General features: G+C 54.3%; 20 protein-coding genes. 15 read left to right on the forward strand and 5 right to left on the reverse strand.

Translation table 11 applies throughout. The annotated features are described in order from the left end of the window. Positions 1–207 precede the first annotated feature (207 nt). Genes ROO76_15415 through ROO76_15425 form a run of 3 tightly spaced genes read left to right on the forward strand, consistent with a single transcriptional unit; the run spans position 208 to position 2,085 of the window. Complete coding sequence (locus ROO76_15415) at positions 208–678, forward strand: DUF6223 family protein (GenBank protein MDT8069552.1); 471 nt, start codon at positions 208–210, stop codon at positions 676–678. Positions 679–692: 14 nt separating this feature from the next. Then, a complete protein-coding gene (sigJ, locus tag ROO76_15420) occupies positions 693–1,622 on the forward strand; it encodes an RNA polymerase sigma factor SigJ (protein ID MDT8069553.1) in 930 nt (309 codons plus the stop codon). Between the two features lie 19 nt (positions 1,623–1,641). Further along, the gene (locus tag ROO76_15425) at positions 1,642–2,085 is read left to right on the forward strand and encodes a VOC family protein (GenBank protein ID MDT8069554.1); all 444 of its coding nucleotides are present in this window, start codon (positions 1,642–1,644) and stop codon (positions 2,083–2,085) included. 132 nt (positions 2,086–2,217) lie between these two features. Here ROO76_15425 and ROO76_15430 read toward each other — a convergent pair whose 3' ends face one another. Together ROO76_15430 and ROO76_15435 are read right to left on the reverse strand one after the other, a co-directional pair. After that, on the reverse strand, positions 2,218–2,598 hold the full coding sequence (locus tag ROO76_15430; protein ID MDT8069555.1) for a hypothetical protein: 381 nt from the start codon (positions 2,596–2,598) through the stop codon (positions 2,218–2,220). 687 nt (positions 2,599–3,285) lie between these two features. After that, positions 3,286–4,374, reverse strand: a complete 1,089-nt coding sequence (locus ROO76_15435; GenBank protein MDT8069556.1) for a DUF4436 family protein — start codon at positions 4,372–4,374, stop codon at positions 3,286–3,288. A 554-nt stretch (positions 4,375–4,928) separates the two neighbouring features. On the opposite strand from ROO76_15435, the gene ROO76_15440 reads away from it, so the two are divergent. From ROO76_15440 to ROO76_15470, 7 genes are all read left to right on the forward strand, one after another. Further along, entirely contained in the window at positions 4,929–5,321 is a 393-nt protein-coding gene (locus tag ROO76_15440; GenBank protein MDT8069557.1) for a glycine zipper family protein, read from the forward strand. A 243-nt stretch (positions 5,322–5,564) separates the two neighbouring features. After that, on the forward strand, positions 5,565–6,317 hold the full coding sequence (locus tag ROO76_15445) for a hypothetical protein (protein ID MDT8069558.1): 753 nt from the start codon (positions 5,565–5,567) through the stop codon (positions 6,315–6,317). 337 nt (positions 6,318–6,654) lie between these two features. After that, positions 6,655–7,407: a hypothetical protein gene (locus ROO76_15450; protein ID MDT8069559.1), complete on the forward strand. Its 753-nt coding sequence runs from the start codon at positions 6,655–6,657 to the stop codon at positions 7,405–7,407. A 106-nt stretch (positions 7,408–7,513) separates the two neighbouring features. Continuing rightward, positions 7,514–8,890, forward strand: coding sequence for a DUF1254 domain-containing protein (locus ROO76_15455; protein MDT8069560.1), 1,377 nt, complete (start codon positions 7,514–7,516; stop codon positions 8,888–8,890). 267 nt (positions 8,891–9,157) lie between these two features. Then, entirely contained in the window at positions 9,158–9,496 is a 339-nt protein-coding gene (locus tag ROO76_15460; GenBank protein MDT8069561.1) for a hypothetical protein, read from the forward strand. Between the two features lie 16 nt (positions 9,497–9,512). Further along, entirely contained in the window at positions 9,513–10,232 is a 720-nt protein-coding gene (locus tag ROO76_15465) for a hypothetical protein (GenBank protein ID MDT8069562.1), read from the forward strand. 295 nt (positions 10,233–10,527) lie between these two features. Next, positions 10,528–11,187, forward strand: a complete 660-nt coding sequence (locus tag ROO76_15470) for a carbonic anhydrase (protein ID MDT8069563.1) — start codon at positions 10,528–10,530, stop codon at positions 11,185–11,187. A 607-nt stretch (positions 11,188–11,794) separates the two neighbouring features. On the opposite strand, the gene ROO76_15475 is transcribed toward ROO76_15470, so the two are convergent. The 3 genes from ROO76_15475 to ROO76_15485 all read right to left on the reverse strand — a co-directional run bounded on the left by ROO76_15475 (position 11,795) and on the right by ROO76_15485 (position 13,398). Next, positions 11,795–12,511: a hypothetical protein gene (locus ROO76_15475; protein ID MDT8069564.1), complete on the reverse strand. Its 717-nt coding sequence runs from the start codon at positions 12,509–12,511 to the stop codon at positions 11,795–11,797. Between the two features lie 185 nt (positions 12,512–12,696). After that, positions 12,697–13,089: a cupin domain-containing protein gene (locus ROO76_15480; protein MDT8069565.1), complete on the reverse strand. Its 393-nt coding sequence runs from the start codon at positions 13,087–13,089 to the stop codon at positions 12,697–12,699. Between the two features lie 54 nt (positions 13,090–13,143). Further along, positions 13,144–13,398 carry a hypothetical protein gene (locus tag ROO76_15485; protein ID MDT8069566.1) on the reverse strand — a complete coding sequence of 85 codons (255 nt, stop codon included), beginning with the start codon at positions 13,396–13,398 and terminating at the stop codon, positions 13,144–13,146. Between the two features lie 927 nt (positions 13,399–14,325). On the opposite strand from ROO76_15485, the gene ROO76_15490 reads away from it, so the two are divergent. From ROO76_15490 to ROO76_15510, 5 genes are all read left to right on the forward strand, one after another. Beyond that, a complete protein-coding gene (locus ROO76_15490) occupies positions 14,326–15,036 on the forward strand; it encodes a hypothetical protein (protein MDT8069567.1) in 711 nt (236 codons plus the stop codon). A gap of 123 nt (positions 15,037–15,159) precedes the next feature. Next, a complete protein-coding gene (locus ROO76_15495; protein ID MDT8069568.1) occupies positions 15,160–16,245 on the forward strand; it encodes a VWA domain-containing protein in 1,086 nt (361 codons plus the stop codon). A gap of 13 nt (positions 16,246–16,258) precedes the next feature. Further along, positions 16,259–16,921, forward strand: a complete 663-nt coding sequence (locus ROO76_15500; GenBank protein MDT8069569.1) for a class D sortase — start codon at positions 16,259–16,261, stop codon at positions 16,919–16,921. Positions 16,922–17,073: 152 nt separating this feature from the next. Further along, positions 17,074–17,763 carry a hypothetical protein gene (locus tag ROO76_15505; GenBank protein MDT8069570.1) on the forward strand — a complete coding sequence of 230 codons (690 nt, stop codon included), beginning with the start codon at positions 17,074–17,076 and terminating at the stop codon, positions 17,761–17,763. Between the two features lie 1,217 nt (positions 17,764–18,980). Then, positions 18,981–19,283, forward strand: a 303-nt coding sequence (locus ROO76_15510) for a lipid-binding SYLF domain-containing protein (protein MDT8069571.1), incomplete at its 3' end; no start/stop codon positions are given.

A 19,283-nucleotide genomic window follows, 5' to 3' on the forward strand; every position in this document is an offset into this window, starting at 1 on the left:
TTGAGAGGGGAAATCCACTCACGTACAGCAACGGAAACCCAGGTCGGGACGCACCAGGGACCGGAACTAACACGAGAATGCAGCCCAACGAGGGCCGTCCGCAAACCTGATCATTCAGTTTCTTTCTGAACCGGAAGTGGCCATGTCTAGTTTGCCGGCAGTCTCTGGCAGCCATGTCACATTCCGACGCTCTATCCCGTCTCACCATTGGAGACTGAGAGGAGCGAAATCTATGAAACGAACTTCGCTATTATTCTCGCCGTTCTGGCTGCAGCCGCCCTGTTCGGAGGGCTAGTGTATGCCGTGCTGTTGGCCGCGCACCTTTCCGAGCCCGGCGCCACCACGGTTCACGGCCTGACTCCCCGGCGACTCTGGGCAACGACGACTGTTGTGCTCGCTCTGCTGGGCGTGGTTATCGGTGGAATGGCCATGTATCGTGGCGCCCGGCGGATCGGTAATCACGGGCAACGCGGAGCCATTGTGGCCGTGGTGGCGGGGCTCATAGCCGCCGTCAACGGCGGGCTGAATTTGGCTATTGCCAACGGCGGTCCCGGCACCGGTAACGGAGTAGTCGGTGGCGCTGCAGCGTTCGTGCTTGGGTTGATCGCCCTGGGCCTCGGCGGGCTAGCTCTCACCCGCTCCCGCCGCACCGCTTTACAACCGGGGCGCATGACGTGAGTTCCAACAGTGAAATGTCGAATCCCGCTGGGAGCTTCGAGCCGTATCGCCGGCGCCTGCTCGGCCTCGCCTACCGCATGCTTGGCTCGATGGCCGACGCTGAGGACGCTGTGCAGGAAGCGTACTTGCGATGGCATGGGGTAGACCGCGACAAAGTGTCAGAGCCGAAGGCGTTTCTCATGGCCACGACGACGCGAATCTGTCTCGATATGCTGACCTCGGCGCGAGCCCGCCGCGAGGAGTACGTCGGCCCGTGGCTGCCGGAGCCAGTTTTCGATACGGCAGCACTCACGCCTGATAGCCGCACGGAGCTGGCCGAGGATCTGTCCATTGCGCTGCTCCTGACACTCGACCGGCTGTCGCCGCTCGAGCGGGCTGCCTTCCTGCTGCACGACGTGTTCGATTTCTCGTTCAGCGAAGTCGCCACCGCACTGGAGCGGAACGAGGTCGCGTGCCGGCAGCTTGCCGCCCGCGCACGCGCGAACGTGCGCGCCGCCCGGCCACGCGGCGCGACAGCGCCGCCGGCGTCTTCGGGCGGGATCGATGCGAAGCATGCGCGGCTCTTGTCCGCGTTCACCGCGGCAACCCAGTCGGGAGATCTCAATGCGCTGACGCAATTGCTCGCGAGCGATGTGCGCGTCCTAACAGATGGTGGCGGCAAAGTGCGCGCGGCGTTGAACGCGATCAACGGTGCTGACCGCGTTGCCCAGTTCCTGGTGGACGTCACGCGGAAACGTCCAGGCGCGTGGTGGCGGGACGACTTCACGCTGCGCTTTGAGATCATCAATGGTCTGCCAGGTATCGTCGTGGACGCACCCGAGGGACCGGTGCAGACTTCGGCGTTCGAGATTGAGGGTGACGTGATTCGGGCGCTGTACGTGGTGCGTAATCCGGACAAGTTGCGCCACTTGGCTCCGCCCCGACGCGAAACAAGTAACAAATGAACGACTGGAGTGTCCATCGATGAGTTCAATACAGCAGAATGAGAATCAACACTCGGAATCACCGCATACAACACAGGCTTTCATCGTGGGGTTTTGGGGTGTTCGATATCAGGTCAAAGATGTTCAGCGGGCAATAGCCTTCTATACGCAGACGCTTGGTTTCAATCTGGACATGCAACACCTTCCCGCTTTCGGCCAGGTTTCCATTGGCGGCCTCAAGTTAATCTTGAGCGGTCCTGGAGCATCTGGGTCCCGGGTAATGTCCGATGGCCGTCACCAAGAGCCCGGGGGATGGAACCGCGTGCTTCTTCAGGTGTTGGATTTACCTGCGCGCATCGCTGACCTGAAAGAGGCGGGTCTGCATTTTAGAAACGAAATGGAAGTAGGCCCCGGCGGGAAGCAAATTCAACTCGATGATCCCGACGGCAACCCAATCGAACTGTTTGAGCCTGCGAAGCGCTAGGTCCATGCCAAATATTTTCCGCCGTTCTGGTGGAGTTGGGGATTTCGGTACAACTCGGTACATCTGAGAGAGAGAAAGAAGGCCGTTCCGGTTCCTAAGCGACACCAAATGAAGCACTTGGAAATTTGCTCTTCATAGTTCGGGACCAGGGGGTCGGAGGTTCAAATCCTCTCTCCCCGACCATTCTTCATTTTTAGCCCTTTCAAACATCACATCGAAGGGCTTTCTGTAAGTAGGCGTGATACTTACAGCATCTATCGAGCAGTTCAAAAGTACTTTTCTGAGGAGTTCGGCCTGTTCTGCAGGTTTCCGCGTAAGGTATAGAAAATAAGCCTTGTTCGCGAGTTCTAAAATTCTCTTCGCATCTAGCAGGCGATCCGTTGCGTTCTGTTCCGTAATTCCGGCAATCGCCATTTCGATCCGCTGCTCTTCTGCCTGCCAGTCGGACATTTTCCGCTGCCAGAACTCTTCGGGAATTTTTCCGTCGAGTCTATCGGAGTAAGCCTGATCCATTCTCCGCCGGATCGCTTCTAATTGCTCTTCCAGGCGTCCGCGTTGTTGCGCTGAGGCGTTCCTAGAACGTGCGTGCTCCCGTTCTAAGGAATTCTCGATCTTTTCTAGGACCTCATCTGGGATGTGGATATGGGAGGGTGAGGGAACGTGCCCACGTTGCGAAAGAAGAGAATCGGGCTACTTTGGGCATGTCTATCAGCTTCGAGCAAGCGCACGAAAGCTTATCCCTGCGCGTCTGTTTGCATGTAAGGATTGTCTATATCAGTTCACAGTAATAAGTGACACAATCTTCCAGAGAACCCACCTCCCGTTAAGCAAGTGGTTTTCAGCTATACATTTCCTATTTTCAAATCAGAACTGCACAGTGCGAGACCTTCAAAAGGAGATCGGCACTTCTTACAAGACTGCCTGGATTGTGAGAGCGATGGTGCGGAACATACCTGAATATAAATCTGGATTTCTGGGCATCACGTTAGAGGCGCCTTCTATCCCGAGAGAACAGCGTCGCTGGATACATCCATGGTGTCTGCGTTGGAGAAATACAGACTGAGTTGTGAAGACGAGAAGTTATGGACGTTAGGCATGACCATTACGTTTCAGTCGCTGAAAGCTCCTGATGTGGTACTACGTCTGCCTTCAGATTAAAGCGCGCCGTGACTTGGAGCGAGATGGTTCGGCCCGCATTTCTCAGCCCCTCGGACGACGGTCATCCTGCACATCTATCTTGCCTTGTCCCAGCCCTCGGATCGCTAGAGCGATTACCGAAGTGGCTGCTGCAATTTCGGCCCAAGTGAACGCCAGCATATCGCCGAGCGTTCCGGGTGAGGGAATGCCGGGCTGAATGCTACGCAACGCAGGCAACCCAAAAATCAGTGAGACGGCCATCGTGGCATGGAAAGCCTCGACTTTTCTCGTACCGCTAAGCACCGGCACTGTCATCGTCACGACGCCAATCGAGAGTCCCAGCATCATCACCGTTGCCAACGCGGAAATCGAAATAACCGAGTCCGAACGCTTCAGGTACACATGGATCCCAGTCAGACCTTTTAGGCTTTGCACGCCTTCGATTAGCTCTGTGCCGCGAAACGTCAGCCCGGGAATGGAGGCCCTGAATTTGATCCTGGTGTCGGCTTGCACTTGCTCTGTCAGTGCTGCGGCTCCGAGACCGAGAGTTGCTTTGGTCAAAGGTGATTCCTGTCTCGCTGGGGCCTGCTGTATCTGAGCCTCAGGTGCCTTCTTTTGTTCCTGTGACGCACCGCGGGAGAATATTCCGAAGAGTCCGCGTTTTTCCTGTGGCACATTCTTATTTTCCGGCGGCTTGCTCTTTTGGGCAGGCTTCGCCCCAGTTTTCCGTGCCGGCGCTGGAGGGCCTTGCCGCCCGGGTATGGTCGCGAGCAGCCACACGTTGCCTGTGTACCGGTCAAGGGGATACCGATTGATCTCACCAAGCAAAGGAAAGACGGCTTCCGTAATGTTCATCCGCTTTCCCTTGGGAAACGTGATCTGCTGTTGCCCGCGCACGGTGTTTAGCACCAGTTGCAGGTCGGTCGCCGGCGTCACTTCGTCCTCGGCCAAGTTCCCGGTGGCCGAAAACGTGATCCTCGCCGTCATCTCGCGGCGTTGCAGGTCAACATTGATGAGATCAACGTCTATCAGCAGGTAGTCATTGCCATGTGATGGTATCTCGAGGTTTATCGAGCGGCGGGCAGATTCAGTGAAATTGAGCCAAATGACAGAAAAGTAAATTCCCAGCAAAACTAAAAGTAGGCCGGCCACGTACAAGTGTTTCGCTCCAAAACTTCTCTTGGAAAAATTGCGGCCCTCAACCGCCACGGCGGTAGACGCTTGTTCGCCGGGAGCGTTCGCATTCATATTCCCAAGTGTCGCGCCATGAACCGCCGGTGACCACTGCTAGTTTATTCAGTACTAGCTGTCAATTATCCAGCCGCAATCGCGGGCGCTCGCCGATCGCCGACTCTGAAGAAGCAAGCATTAAAGATTGCATCTTGTCGCTAGTACTTTGACCAGTGATGTGAACCTCACGGTTCGATTACCCTAGCCCCTCAATCACGCTCACGTCATCGAGTGCGTTTGCACGTTCCAATCAGGTACATGAGTTCAAGGCAAAGAATGAGTTCATATCGGCAAGGAGATTAGGTAAGCCCAACTGCCGAGAAAGGATCCATCCCGTGAAAAACCGGATATTACTATGTGGTTTGTGCACCGCGATCATCAGCGCGTGTTTTGCAGCAGCTCAAACAAAATCAGCCACGCCCACTCAAACTTCAAATACTGCCTCGAGCTCTCCGTCGGCAAAAATTGGACTATTCGTGAATCCGAAGAAGAACCAGACTCCGGAACAACAGATGAAGGACGAGGGCGCCTGTTATTCGACCGCTCAGCAACAGACCGGAATCGATCCGGCTGCCCCTCCCCCGCCCCCGCCGCAAGCTCCTCAGCAAAAGGGCGGTGCGGTGAAGGGTGCGGCGAGGGGAGCTGCCGGAGGCGCCGCCATCGGAGCGATAGCAGATGACGCAGGAACAGGGGCCGCCGTCGGAGCAACGGCTGGAGCAGTTCGCGGACGTCGCCAACAGAAGAAGGCCAACAAACAGGCTGAACAACAGGCGCAACAGCAGGGACAAGCTCAACAACAACAGCGAATGGACACTTTCCGCCGAGCCTTCTCGTCCTGCATAGATTCGAAGGGCTACTCTGTTAAATAAAGGTGAGACTTCCCTATGAACTGAATGGTGCTGGCTTCACCCAGCACCAGCAGGAACAACGCTGCGGGTCTGGCAAGACACTTCTCGTTCGGAGAAATCTTCGTTCGCCTCGTTGTCTGTGTTCTAGATATTAGGCGCCCCCTTCAGGGTGAACCGTATGCGCTCGTAAAAGCACTAGTTGTGGGCGGAGAGGGGTGATCTTTATCTTCTGCTGTACAGCAAATCGCTGCTCTGGAGATTTACATGACGACATCCTTCGCGCAAAAAACTACTTCTGCGGAACCCGCTGTGCTTCGCGACGGCGACGGAGCAAAACTCGTACATATCGATGGTTTGCACATGGCACGTTTCGCCGAGATCTTCCTTACCGGTCGCGAGGCTAAAACCGGAAAGCTGGTCGGTGCCTGCTACAACACGAGCCTTTTCCCATGTGCCGTTACGGCCTCCAAGGACACCGCGCCGCAGGCGTGGGTCGAAGGTCTCGATTTTGACAAGATAAAGAACGAATTCGGCGCCATTGCGGCGTCAATCAACGGCCCTAAACTCTGGATGGCCGATTGGATTGAAATCCAGAATGGCGTTTTCAGGGAGTTCAACGGTCGCAAGTTTCCGTGGGTCGCCCAATTGGATATGGGCGACAACACCGGTGCTGTATCAGAATCCCCGCTTTACAAACCCATACCAATTACACGCGAGGGCAGCAACATCGGCTGGAACAAGGGCACCAGGGCTTTGCTGCTGGACGATGCGGAAGGAAACACCTGGATCATGAAGGGGTTCATGATCGGTGTTAAACCAAAATACACCTACGAGGAATTCGTTGCCGCAGGACAAAGCCAGTTCAAGAAACTGCCGCCCGGCTGGAAGTTCCGGGTCAAGACGTTGGAGCAGGATTTGATCGAGAGGCCGGAAGGCGGCGTGGCCATACTCATGCCCGACGAGTTCTTCAACACCTATGACAAGACCGGGCCCGGCATGATGAATTACAAGCCGTAGCCATTCGTTCGATTGGGCAGGCACCTGCGAAGCCGCAGTCTCGCTTCTTCTATTCAGAGTTGCGGCGCCCAGCTTTTGATTCATAGCGTTTTAGGGGTTTCTGGAGACAACTGTCGACAGAAATCCCTAAAGCGAGGTCGTCTCATGGAGACATGGCTTTCCTCGTCTCGACCATTAGTCACGTCTTTGCGAACGCACAAAGCCAACACGAGGCATACCAGATTAGACTCCCCCTTTTCGCGTTGAACACATGCGCTTGCAAAAGTGCCAGTTGTGTGCGGAGAGTGGTGGTCTTTACCTTTAGCGGAGCAACAAGTCGCTGCTCAGGAGCCACCCCATGACGACAATCTCCGCTCAGCAAACTACTCCTGCGGAACCTGCTGTGCTTCGCGACGGCGACGGAGCAAAATCCGTACATATCGATGGTTTGCACATGGCACGTTTCGCCGAGATCTTCCTTACCGGTCGCGAGGCTAAAACCGGAAAGCTGGTCGCTGCGTGCTACAACACGAGCCTTTTCCCAGGTGCCGTTACGGCCTCCAAGGACACCGCGCCGCAGGCGTGGGTCGAAGGTCTCGATTTTGACAAGATAAAGAACGAATTTGGCGTCCTTGGTGCGTCGTTCAACGGCCCGAAGTTCTGGATGCCCGATTGGGTTGAAATCCAGAATGGCGTCTTCAGGGAGTTCAACGGCCGCAAGTTTCCATGGGTCGCCCAATTGGATATGGGCGACAACACCGGTGGTGTATCAGAATCCACGCCCTACAAACCCATGACCATCGCACGAGATAGTAGCGGCATTGGTTGGTACAAGGGCACCACGGCTTTGCTGCTGGACGATCCAGAGGGCAACACTTGGATCATGAAGGGATTCCAGGTCGGCCTCAAACCGAAATACACCTACGAGCAATTCGTTGCCGCAGGACAAAGCCAGTTCAAGAAGCTCCCGCCGGGCTGGAAGCTTCGCGTCAAGAAACTGGAGAAGGACTTGGTCGAGAAGCCCGAAGGCGGCGTGGCCACGATCATGCCCGACGAGTTCTTCAATATGTATGACAAGACCGGGCCGGGCATGATGAATTACAAGCCGTAGCCATCAGGCCAAAATTGGGCAAAAGCGAGGTCGTCAAATGGAGAGACCGATGAGAACAACTCCGCCCCGGGCCGCTCTTAGCTTGGTCCTGGCTTTGCTCATCTCGATGATTTGTCCTGTATTTGCCAACGCGCAAAGCCAAGACGAGGCATACCAGATCGGGATGGAGGCCTATGTCTACTTCTACCCGTTGGTAACGATGGATGTAACCCGTCGGCAGATGACGAACATTGAATCCGGCAAGATGGCTGGGCGCGGCCCAATGAACACTTTTACTCACATGCGCACATTCCCAGCTGCCGACTTTAAGGAAGTGGTGCGCCCTAACTTCGACACTTTGTACTCTGTCGCCTGGCTGGACTTAACCAAGGAGCCGATGATCGTCTCTGTGCCCGATACCGGTGGGCGGTATTATCTGCTCCCGATTTTGGATATGTGGAGCGACGTCTTCGCCGTTCCAGGCAAGCGCACCAGCGGCACCACTGCCGCCAGTTTTGCCGTTGTCCCTATGGGCTGGAAAGGCAACCTGCCGGACGGGGTCACGATTATCCAGTCACCCACGCCGTACGTGTGGATCATTGAACGAACCCAGACCAACGGATCTTCGGACTACGACGCGGTCCACAAGATTCAGGACGGCTTTCGCATCGCTCCAATTTCCCAGTGGGGCAAGACACCGGTAAAAGCGGTGTTCAAGTCCGATCCAACCGTGGACATGAAGACCCCGCCGCTGGAGCAGGTGAACAAGATGCCTGCGAAAGATTATTTCCGCTATGCCGCAGAACTCATGAAACTCCATCCGCCACACGTATCCGACTGGTCGATGGTTGCGCGTCTCAGACGCATTGGCATGGAACCGGGGAAAAGCTTCGATTGGGACAGCCTGAACCCGGCTGTTCAAGATGCTCTGACGCGAGCCTCCGTAGCTGGGCTCAAAGCCATGTACGCGAAACTGCCGACACTCGCCCCCGTCGTTAATGGTTGGCAGATGAACACCGACACCATGGGTGTCTATGGAAACTATTATTTCAAGCGCGCCATTATCGCCATGGTCGGTTTGGGCGCTAACCAGCCGGAGGACGCAGTCTATCCAATAAACTTTGGCGATGAAGATGGGAGGCCACTCAAGGGAGAGAACCGGTATGTCCTCCATTTTGACAAAGCACAACTACCTCCGGTCGAAGCTTTCTGGTCTCTGACCATGTACGATGCAAACGGGAATCAGGTGGCAAACGCGCTCAACCGTTTTGCACTCGGCGACCGTGACAAGCTCTCATTCAACCCAGATGGTTCGTTGGATCTGTATATCCAGCACGAGAACCCTGGACCTGACAAAGAATCTAACTGGTTGCCTTCCCCCGATAGCGGGATACTCAGCATAACGCTGCGACTCTATGCGCCGAAAGCGCCTGCACTTTACGGACGCTGGACACCACCGGCAGTAAAACTCGTCGAGAACCCCAAAGACAGGCTTCCGGAATAGCCGATGTGGTACGGGGGACAGGTCTGAGGGTGGCCAGCGAGCATAACTTTGGGGCCTCGGATCCGCAGTCCAGTTTTTGGAGGTTAACAGTCAATTCACGCGGTCCAGCGAGTTCCCTTTATCAAGGTGCAACGGCACTAAGGACAAATCCCGATGGATTACTTCCCTGGACAAAGCCCGATGGATTACTTCCCTCGCAGTTTCACTGGAGGCCTGGCTGAACGACTAACAGGACCAGGGAAAGCTCGTCTTCTAGTGCAGCCTCTTGTGGCCATTGCCCTCGGCGTCCGTGATGGAATCGCGGATGCCAAACAGGGACTGCCACCGTACTTCGACCGGGTTCTTTTCACGAGTAAACACAAGCTGTATGAGGTGAAAACGGCTCTCAGACACATCGCCGCGGCACTGACCGTCGGGTTTGTTATGGACCTGATCTTCCAATGGCTCGTTTTTCGGGCACTTTACTTGCTTCCGGCGCTCTTGGTCGGTTCGATTTTCATTGCACTCCCATACGTCATAGCTCGGGGTTTGAGCGATCGGATCGCGCGCCGATGGTATTACGATCGCAAGGCGAAGCGTGAGTCTGAAAAGCACACTGCAGTCTGACGACAGGTGAAATAACTTGCCATATCCATACACCCTGGCGACGGCACTTGTGCTTGCCAGTGTTTACATTTTCGGCCAAAGATTGCGCGTGACGGCGCACCACCGTCGCTGGGTCTCAATTGCGGCCGGAGTATCTGTCTCTACCATCTTCATTGATCTCCTTCCTGAAATCTCGGAACGACAGGCCAGCTTCGCCATCGGTCAACATCGAGGCGAAGCCCTTTTCCCGGAACAGGCCATTTACCTTGCTGCCATGTTTGGTTTTGTACTCTTCTACGGGTTGGAGTACATGGTGACGGCATCCGGTTCAGCCGAAAGCGAGCCTAACCGCGCATTCTCGACAGTTCGGATTGCGTGCTTCGCCGGATACAGCAGCCTTATCGCGTACCTCGTCGTTCGCGGCGAATGGAGTAGTGTCTGGTCACTACTCCTCTATTCCTTCGCCATGGCGTTTCATCTGCTACTAGTGGACCACTCGCTGGCCCGAGAGCAGGCTGAGCTGTACAAGAACCGTGGAAGATGGATCCTGGCCCTGGCCGTGATGATCGGCTGGGCCGTGGGAATATTCGCTTCAATACCAGAACAATGGCTGGCGAGAATCACGGGGTTTGTCTGCGGCGGAGTCATCATGAATACCCTCGTGGTCGAATTACCAGAGGGGCGTGGGGGGCGATTCTGGCCTTTTGTCTTTGCCGCGGCTGCATATTCCTTCGTGCTCATCGTTGTCTTGAATTAGAACGATTGGAGATGTTCTCCACCTCCATATCTCTGATTCAGTACGACCCCAAGCTTGCATTAGTAATAGTTTCCAATGCGCTGTTACCCGTGTAAGTAGACTATAACAGCCGAATCATACGAAGTTAATTCGGAGAGGAGCACAAGACTTTAGCACTTGTCGATTCAGCGACTCGCGAGCTGAACGCAAATGATTGCTGGAAAGTCCAATAGATGCCGTGGGGTGTCGTGCTGCCTCCATGGCGTGGCTGAAAGAAAATATTGGCAGGAACGAACGAGGTTGTGAGGAGGATTAAATGTTCTGCGCCCCACGTGCCTTTGCCCATCTCTTAGTTTGCTTCCTATGCGCCATTTCCGCTCTGGCTCAGCATTCGTCGACGGTTTCAGCCGATCAGATTTGGAATGATCTGGCTGCCGGCAATCGCCGTTTCGTCGCTGGCAGGACTGCGCCAAAAGACTTTCTCGCTCAGCGAAACGCACTGACCAAAACCCAGCATCCGAGAGTCGCGGTATTGAGTTGCTCGGACAGCCGTGTACCTCCGGAACTGGTCTTCGACACCGGATTGGGCGAGCTGTTCGTGGTGCGATCCGCGGGTGAGAATGACGACGCTCTATCTATCGGCAGTCTCGAATATGCGGTCGAGCACCTCGGTTCGAGCGTGATCGTGGTCATGGGACATCAAAGCTGCGGGGCCGTGACAGCAGCCTGTTCCGGCAGAAAATCAGAGTCGGTGAATCTGGATGCCGTTTTGAGACCTATTAGTCCATCGTGCGCCAAGATGAATCCCCAAAGAACCGGAACTCTTGATCTTGCTATTCGCGATCATGTACACACAGTTGCCCAAGAAATACTTGCGAAGAGCGAAATGTTAAGAAAAGCTCTTGAGGAAGGGAAGCTGACCATCATTGAAGCGTATTACTCGTTGGACACCGGAGAAGTAACGAAGCTACGTTGATTTGGAACAGTTCTGCAGGCCACTTCCAACGAAACGGCTTGGCGGACCTTTCTACTGATTGACGATAGGTATCTTTAAAATTCCGCTTATTGTAGTCAAACTCAAATTGAAACCCTCTGAAGGGCTTCCGAAGGGCCACAAAGGAAGAAAGTTCTAAAATCGTCCTCTAAGGCCGACCATTCTTCAAATTCCCGCGTAACTCTCTGAAAAACCAGTTCGAGAATTTTCGCTGAAGAGTAGATTTCTAAAATCGTCCTCTAAGGCCGACCATTTTCTCCCGCAAATTGAATCGTTTTGCTTTGGGTAAGAACCGTGCCTCGAGGAATCCGTGTTACGCGGGTACCTGTTGCGTCAAGATAGTTGACTTCGGACCGAACGCTCAGTCGCATTTTCTCGCTTGGCTTCGCTGGAATGATTCGCATGGCGTCCTTATCCGGCGATGGCTCGAGACCTGGGTGCAACAGGATTCGCAGGCCGGGAACGCGGCATCGTTCGGTCTCGTGCGCACGAACTACACCGGTCCCCAGGAACTGCGCCATATGAAAGGACCGGTTGGTTGAGGGAGGGCGCCCCGAAGCGCCCTCTACGTGTGCTACCCATAAATGAATCAGAACGAAATATTAATTGTGATTCCCGGGCGGTCAGGATACCGGCGATTGTAGAGGTAATACCCATCATCGACGTAATCGACATAGACATCGTCGGTTTCGTACCAATTGTCTCCCCAGTATTCCGGATACGGATCAACAAAACTGAACCAATAGCCGTTGTACTGAAAGCGTGGATATCCGTCAGCCACCATGAAGGGAAGGTGGTAAACGCGGAACCAGTGGTTCCGACCGTAGTATGTGCGGAAATAGCTGTCATCGATTCGGTAACCGTTGTATCCGCCTCTCTGCTGCCAATTGCGGTGTTCGGATTCCCAAGTACGTGCCCGATACTGGTGCCACGCGCCTTGTTGTTGCTGCTGGTATTCCCGTTGTTGGAGCGAGGTGGGGCGTAGCTGTGCAGGTCTATTCACCCGCTGCCTATCCTGATCCTGTCTTTGTTGCTGCTGAGCGCTCTGTTGTCTCTGCTTATCCTGATTCTGTCGATCTTGCTTCTGAGCCCGCTGGGTGTCCTGATTCTGTCTTTGCTGCTGCTGAGCTTCCTGCTTCTTGTTCTGGCCTTTTTGGTGTTGCTTGCCCTTCTGTTTATCGGGCTCAGACTGCTTGTCTGGTTTACCGTGCTTATCGCCTTGCTGCTCCTGCATGGCGTAACAAAAGGTAGTTAGTACAAGAAGCACGATTAGAACTGCTGTCCTGACAAATCCAACTCTCTTCATGGTTGTTGCCTCGACCCCAGTGTGAATCCAGAGAAGATGGACTTCTGTACTGTTTTGACCAAAGGCAAGAACTTGCGTTGCCACGATGACAAGTTGTCTGTCATTTCCTGAACTATCTGTTGATTGCCGATCACAGCCAGTACGTTTGCCTGAGCTGAGCTCATCCAATCGTCTCTGTCTTCAAGTCATTTCGGATGTGCAACTAGCTCTGCTGCTTCCGCTTCGGCCTTTGTCTTATGCACCGTACCATCGGGGTGGTTGGGCGGAGAGTAGAGCGTATACAGCTTCAACATCGTCGTCTTCGACGTGTTAATCACGTTGTGGTAAGTCCCCGCAGGGACCACGACCGCGTCTCCGTCACGAACCGGACGCTCCACCTTTTCCTTAAAAACAAATTTACCCTCTCCCCGCTCGATTCGAAAAAATTGATCGACATCCGGATGCACCTCATCGCCAATGTCTTCCCCCGGTTGCAGGCACATTACGACAAGCTGGGTGTGCTCGGCCGTGAATAGCACCTGCCTGAAATACGAATTCTCGAGGGCCTGCTTTTCAAGTGCTCCAACATATTCAGTCATTGGGAAGATCTCCTTTGCTGCTTTCTTCCTGGTGAATTCAGGAACAATTCCTATTTATGCAGCGCTCTTCTTCTCGGTTTCGTTCTCAGTAACGGTGCTCGTCGCGCTATCGCATTTCTCGGCATGCAGTTTCGCCATAGCGGCATCGTGGGCAAGTGCGTGTTGATTGTGACCATGAGCCAGATACGCGCGGTGCGCTGCCTTCTCGCGCTCTTCGGCTTCGTCGTACTTTGCCGCCTCTTTGTAATGAAACACTGCCCGCTCATGGTGACGGGCTGCATGGTGGTAATGCTCCCAGGTCTTCGACATACGATGCCCCTCTGTTGGCTCCAAGCAGATTGTTTCGCTTAAATGCCTCGTTCGTCTGGTCAAAAATGAACATTAGATTCCCAAGACTTAATGTCCTTTTCGCCTTTGGCGAGATATAAGTATCCGGACACGCGAAGTGGATTCTCAAAACACTCAAGTCAAATAGGAAGAGACGTAGCGCCGGTCTTTTTTCCGTTATTCTTAAGAATCACGTTAAGGGCTCCCGCCCCGGCTGTGGATATTCGCGCGGCATTTTTGTGTCTGTTCAGAAGTTGCTCACCTAGGCCGCCCTGACAAAACACCTTGTCTCCGGCTCACTTTTAACCGTTCTGCGAACTCCTGGTTCCCTCTCTATTGCGATTGATGCACATCACTTCGGCTAAAACGCCCTCGGAATTCTTTTATCCGTTTCCGGCAGTTGGAGCATCTGAAGACTCTTCGTGCGATAAGCCGTTCCAGCCAACTACGCGCGGTCCGATGGATATAATCACTGCCGCATCTCGGGCATATCACTGGAGCCATATTCCTTCTCTCGTTCTCCGGCTTCCGGAAGTACTCCCTTTTTCGTTGCAGCTGAATCCCTGAACTCATTCCCTGGACTCATCAGAACTCTCGGCATACCGATGTTCGGCTCAAGAAGCTAGTGAGTGAGAATCTCACATCCAGAAACTCACGTCTGTTCACTTTTGATCACCGAAGTCGATCTCTGGCGAAAGGACAAGCAAAGCAAGCAAAATGCGCAGCTCGATCAATATTGACCAGCATTCCTTCGGCTCATAACCGAGATTAGTACGTGCAAGTTCCTGGATGCTCCGCGCACTTGCGGGTACGGTCGGCAGTTATGTCCACGCAGATCGGACGTAACAGGACTCCGCGTGACTTCCAACCGCGTAACCGGGGACGGGCTTCTGTAGAAAGAAGGAGAAAATGAATATCTTCACAAAGTGCTCGATCGCCGTTTGTGTTATCGCAATCTGCTTGTTCGTATTGCCGGCCGCGTCGGCCGACGATTGGAACCGCAAGACCGTCGTGACATTCACCGAACCCGTTGAGGTTCCCGGTGTCGGTGCTCAGACGCTGCCTGCGGGTACGTACGTCTTTAAGATCTTCGACTCACCTTCAGACCGCCATATCGTCCAGATCTTCAACCAGGATGAAACCCATATTTTTACGACTATCCTGGCGATTCCAAACTACCGTCTACGCGCAACTGATAAGACAGTCATGACGTTCAAAGAGCGAGCTCAGGGTGAACCCCAGGCATTGCGCGCGTGGTTCTATCCTGGCCGTCAATGGGGTGAGGAGTTTGTTTATCCGAAATCGAAGGCACTCGAGTTGGCGAAGATAGCTGACGAACCTGTGCTCTACACACCGGTCGAGATTGCCTCCGTAGAGGATCTCAAAACCGCGCCAGTCGAAGCTATAACTCCAAGCGGAGAAACGATTGCTGTGGCCGAGGTGGTTCAGGCTCCGCCGGTGGAAACAGCCGAACCGGCAAAAGTAGCCGAACGAGTGGAAGTCGCCAAGGTAGATGAATCGAAGTCTCTTCCGCAGACGGCAAGCTATCTGCCATTGCTTGGAGGTCTTGGGTTGCTCTCGTTGGGCATAGCCGGTTTGATAAGGAAGTATGTGGCTTGATGTCAATGCGATTACTGGGGCGAAAACCTCGGAGATTGCTTTGTTGAGGCTGTACACGTCGGAGACGTCAGTCCGGCGCGTACAGCCAGCCTTTCACACATTACGCGTTAACAGTTCGTTTTTATGAAACACAGCGTTTCCTTATCCATCAGCCGTGCGCTCGAAGCGGTTCTGGGCATGACGGCAGGCGTTACTATCTTCGGACGGGAACTCCGTTGCCCTGATCTACGCGCCGGGCGAATTTGGTCCGCTGCTTTTCCGCTCGCCGCACGCCTGCTCGCTATAGTCACCGTCTTGTTAATGCCAGCAGTTGCATGCACACAGCAGACCGACGGCACACTTCCGGATGTCCGCTATACGATTAATGTGAATGTCGAAGAAGTTGTCTTGCACGCGACCGTTCGAAATCGCAAAGGAACGCCCGTAGCCGGACTTTGTAAACGTAATTTTCAGCTTTTTGAAGACCGCGTTCCGCAGTCGATTAAGCATTTCAGTCATGAGGATATCCCGGTAACGGTTGGCATAGTCATCGACAACAGCGGCAGCATGCGTCCGAAGCGAGCCGAGGTGATTGCCGCAGCCCTGGCGTTTGCCGCTTCCAGCAACCCGCAGGACCAGATGTTCCTGGTGAACTTTAACGAGCGCGTTTCATTCGGCCTTCCTTCCAACATACTTTTCACCGACCAGCCAGATCAATTGAAGGCTGCGATGGGTACCGTTATCGCTGACGGAAGGACCGCCTTGTACGACGCAGTAGCTGTTGCGCTGGAACATTTGAAGAAGGGGAATCGTGACAAGAAAGTGTTGATCGTAGTCAGCGACGGCGCCGATAACGCCAGCCGGCTCACAAAAAAGCAGATGTTGGCGATGGCAACCCAATCCAACGCGATCATCTATGCGCTGGGAATCTACGAACCAGACGATCCTGAGAATCGTGACCCACAGGTACTGAGTGCACTCACAAAGGCGAGCGGTGGTGAAGCATACTTCCCGAAGTCCTTGCACGATGTGCAACCGATTTGTGAATTGATTGCGCATGAAATTCGGAACCAATACACCATTTCATACATTCCCACCAACCAAAAGGCGGACGGAACGTATCGCACTATTCAATTGCGGGCCGCATCGGATGAAGGCCGAGGCTTGGCAGTGACTACGCGTGCTGGTTACGTAGCACCGCTGAAACCCGCAACCGAAGTCAAACCGTAAGCGAGGAACCAGGATGTCCGTGTACCCTCATCGCCGGAGGCGTCCGGTCCTACATTGGGCGCAGCTAGCATTCCTCGCGTTGGGTGTCGCCTTGCTTGGATATGTCGGATATTCGCTGCTGGATAGCACGCTGTTCCAGTTGTACGAACATTGGCGGTTTGACCGGGCGGTGAATGCGTCGCGTCGGGCACCCATTAAAGAGCAGCCAGGTGTCCCACTGACAATTGATTCGTCGCCCGAGGAAGTCGGTCGTGCGACGTTCACTGATGGCTCCGTGCTCGGACGGATTGAGATCCGCAGAATTGGCGTATCTGTCATAGTCATGGAAGGCACCGATCGAAGGACATTGCAACGGGCGGTCGGCCATATCGCGGGAACCTCCCTGCCTGGTCAGCCGGGAAACATCGCCATTGCGGGACACCGCGACACTTTTTTCAGAGAGTTGCGAAATCTTCGCTTGGGCGATGAGATTACTCTGACGACGCTGGATGGATCGTTGGTTTATGAAGTCGATTCGATGAAGGTAGTTGCAGCAGATAACACGGCGGTACTTAACCATTCCACGAGATCAGACCTTACTTTGGTGACCTGCTATCCCTTCTACTTTGTAGGTCCGGCCCCGAGGAGATTCGTGGTGCACGCAACAGCGAAAGTGAGTACCGCAAGCGGCAGGTGATGAGACCTCCTCATTCTCGACGTTGCTCAATACGTGCAGTCGACCAGATATGTCACTATCTGCGTGATCAGTACTCGCGCTTACTGGCGGTACACAAAGGGCTGAACCTCACGTGATTGCGGGATTCGATGCGAAAAGCGGGAGAATACACTATGCCACGCAAGCGATGCTACAGATTGCTCAACTTACTGATGATCCTACTTTGCGGCGTAGCGGCAGCGCAGGTTCAACAGGAGAGCAGGACCCTCGTGGTGAATGGACAGACCGGAAAAGCAACGGTCGTCCAAATCAACGGGAGGACATACATAGACCTGGAAAACCTGGCACGGGTAGCAAATGGCTCAGTGGGTTTTCGCGGGAAGCAGATCACTCTGACACTACCTTCCATTGCGAGCGCGTCCGAGGAGTCTCCGGCGCCAGAGCGAGAGGCCCATGCCGGTCTTTCGCGGAATTTCAGGACGGCAGGGATCGAAACGATCGCACGGATGAGGGAGTGGGCAAGTACACTGGCCTACGCCGTACAAAATGGATATGGCGTTACCGAGAACTGGGCGGCCGGGTACCGGGATCAGGCTGCAAGCAGCCTCAATTTGGCGACCGCAGCTGCATCTACAGACTCTGACCACGATGCTCTTCAGTTGCTCAATAATGAGTTCGAGGCCGTCAAACTGTGGAGCAGCAACCTGGTCGATGCGAAGAAATCGATGGACACGGCGAAATATTCTCTCTCTCCCAACGTGCTGCGAGACGAGCCTCTATCCCAGAAGATCACCACCTGTGGACGCTTCCTGGGGTCGATGTTGGGGAGCGGAGAGTTCAAAGACGACCCTGCGTGTCACTGAGTCTGCGCGAGTTGCGAGTGGCCCGAGCGAGGCCGGATCCGCAAATCTCTTGCGTTCAGGCGCGAAAATTGAAAGGGGATCGAACGCAGGACTCGACCCCTGTGACAATCATGCATGCTTCCTTCGGGCCGGGTGTCGTTTCAGACCTTGAAGACGAACCACGAGGTGCTGGGCGGCGCGAGTTCGTGCTCTTATTGGAGCCAGTGCGTCTGTTCTCTTTCGCTGCAGTACGCTGTTTGATGGCCATGGGCGCTCCCCTTAAGAACCCTATATCTCTCTTTTATTTCTGATAGCAGACACATACAGGGACAATGGACGGTGTGAGAATCTTGTCTGATTACTCCCGATTTTGCAGGCAGACAGTCTCACACTCCAGAAGCGCGTCACTCTGAACGAGTGAACATTGAGCTGAACTTGCCAACAAGCTCTGTTACGCCTCCTTCAACAATAAGGCGGTACTGTTTTCACAGTCGATTGTTTCGGTAGTACCTGCTGCAAACAGCGAAGCAGGTCGTTTGTTGGGCCATCCTGTTCTATACAAGCATCTACCTGCCTCAGGAGATCTGCCGGGATCTGGCAACTATTCGAGAGTAGGACAACATGTACAGGCTTGACCTGCTTCATGAATATCAAGAGTTCCGCACCCGAAACTCCGCGGAGGTGATCGCTGGAAAGAACTAGATCGATTTCGTGACTCACGAACAACTGCATGGCTGCATTTGCGTTCATTGCCGGGAAAACGCGATACCCTGCCGACTCGAGCAGTGCCGTTCGATCCCTGAGTGCCGGCTGTTCCTCGTCGATACATAGGACTGTGATTTGATTTCTCTCTGGTTCAGAGTAAGTAGACAACATACGTATCCATTCCTCCTTTCCAGAAAATGTCCAGAGCACGGCGTGCCAGTAATGTGCATCACGTTGGGAGCCATGGCTGTACAAAACAGCACACTTTAATGTGTTTTTTCCTTGGCTGGCTCTCGTGGTTTTTCTCTGCGTCAAACGTTTACCGGTTCATCGGAGCCCTCCCGCGTGTGCGCCTCCCCCCTTGAGGATGTCCTGATTGTCTCGTCGACGGAGTCGATTATGGCTGAATGGAATGTAACTGAGCATTTTTGCTCAGACTACTTTGCACTGTCCGACTATTGTGAGTAGTACCTCGCATCAGGGGTGCGCCTGAGACAAGTGCCTGCTGCGCAAGGGTGGAAGAAGAAGGTGGAATGATGAAGAAACTCATATTGTTCGTTGTATTACTCGGTGTGACCAGCCTGGGCTGGGGACAATCGGCTCGCGAATCCTCGATCGAAAGGCTGACTAAGGCTGGCGCGGTCCTGCACGAGATCATGGCGGCGCCCGACAGTGGCATTCCTGAAGAAGTCCTAGAACATGCAAGGTGCGTGGCAGTGGTACCAAGCATGGTCAAAGGCGGCTTCATATTTGGTGGGGCACATGGACGAGGCGTGGCAACATGCCGAACCGCTGACGGATGGAGTGCGCCGGCGTTCTTCAGTGTTGCGGGCGGC

The sequence above is a fragment of the Terriglobia bacterium genome (assembly GCA_032252755.1).
GTDB lineage: Bacteria > Acidobacteriota > Terriglobia > Terriglobales > Acidobacteriaceae > JAVUPY01.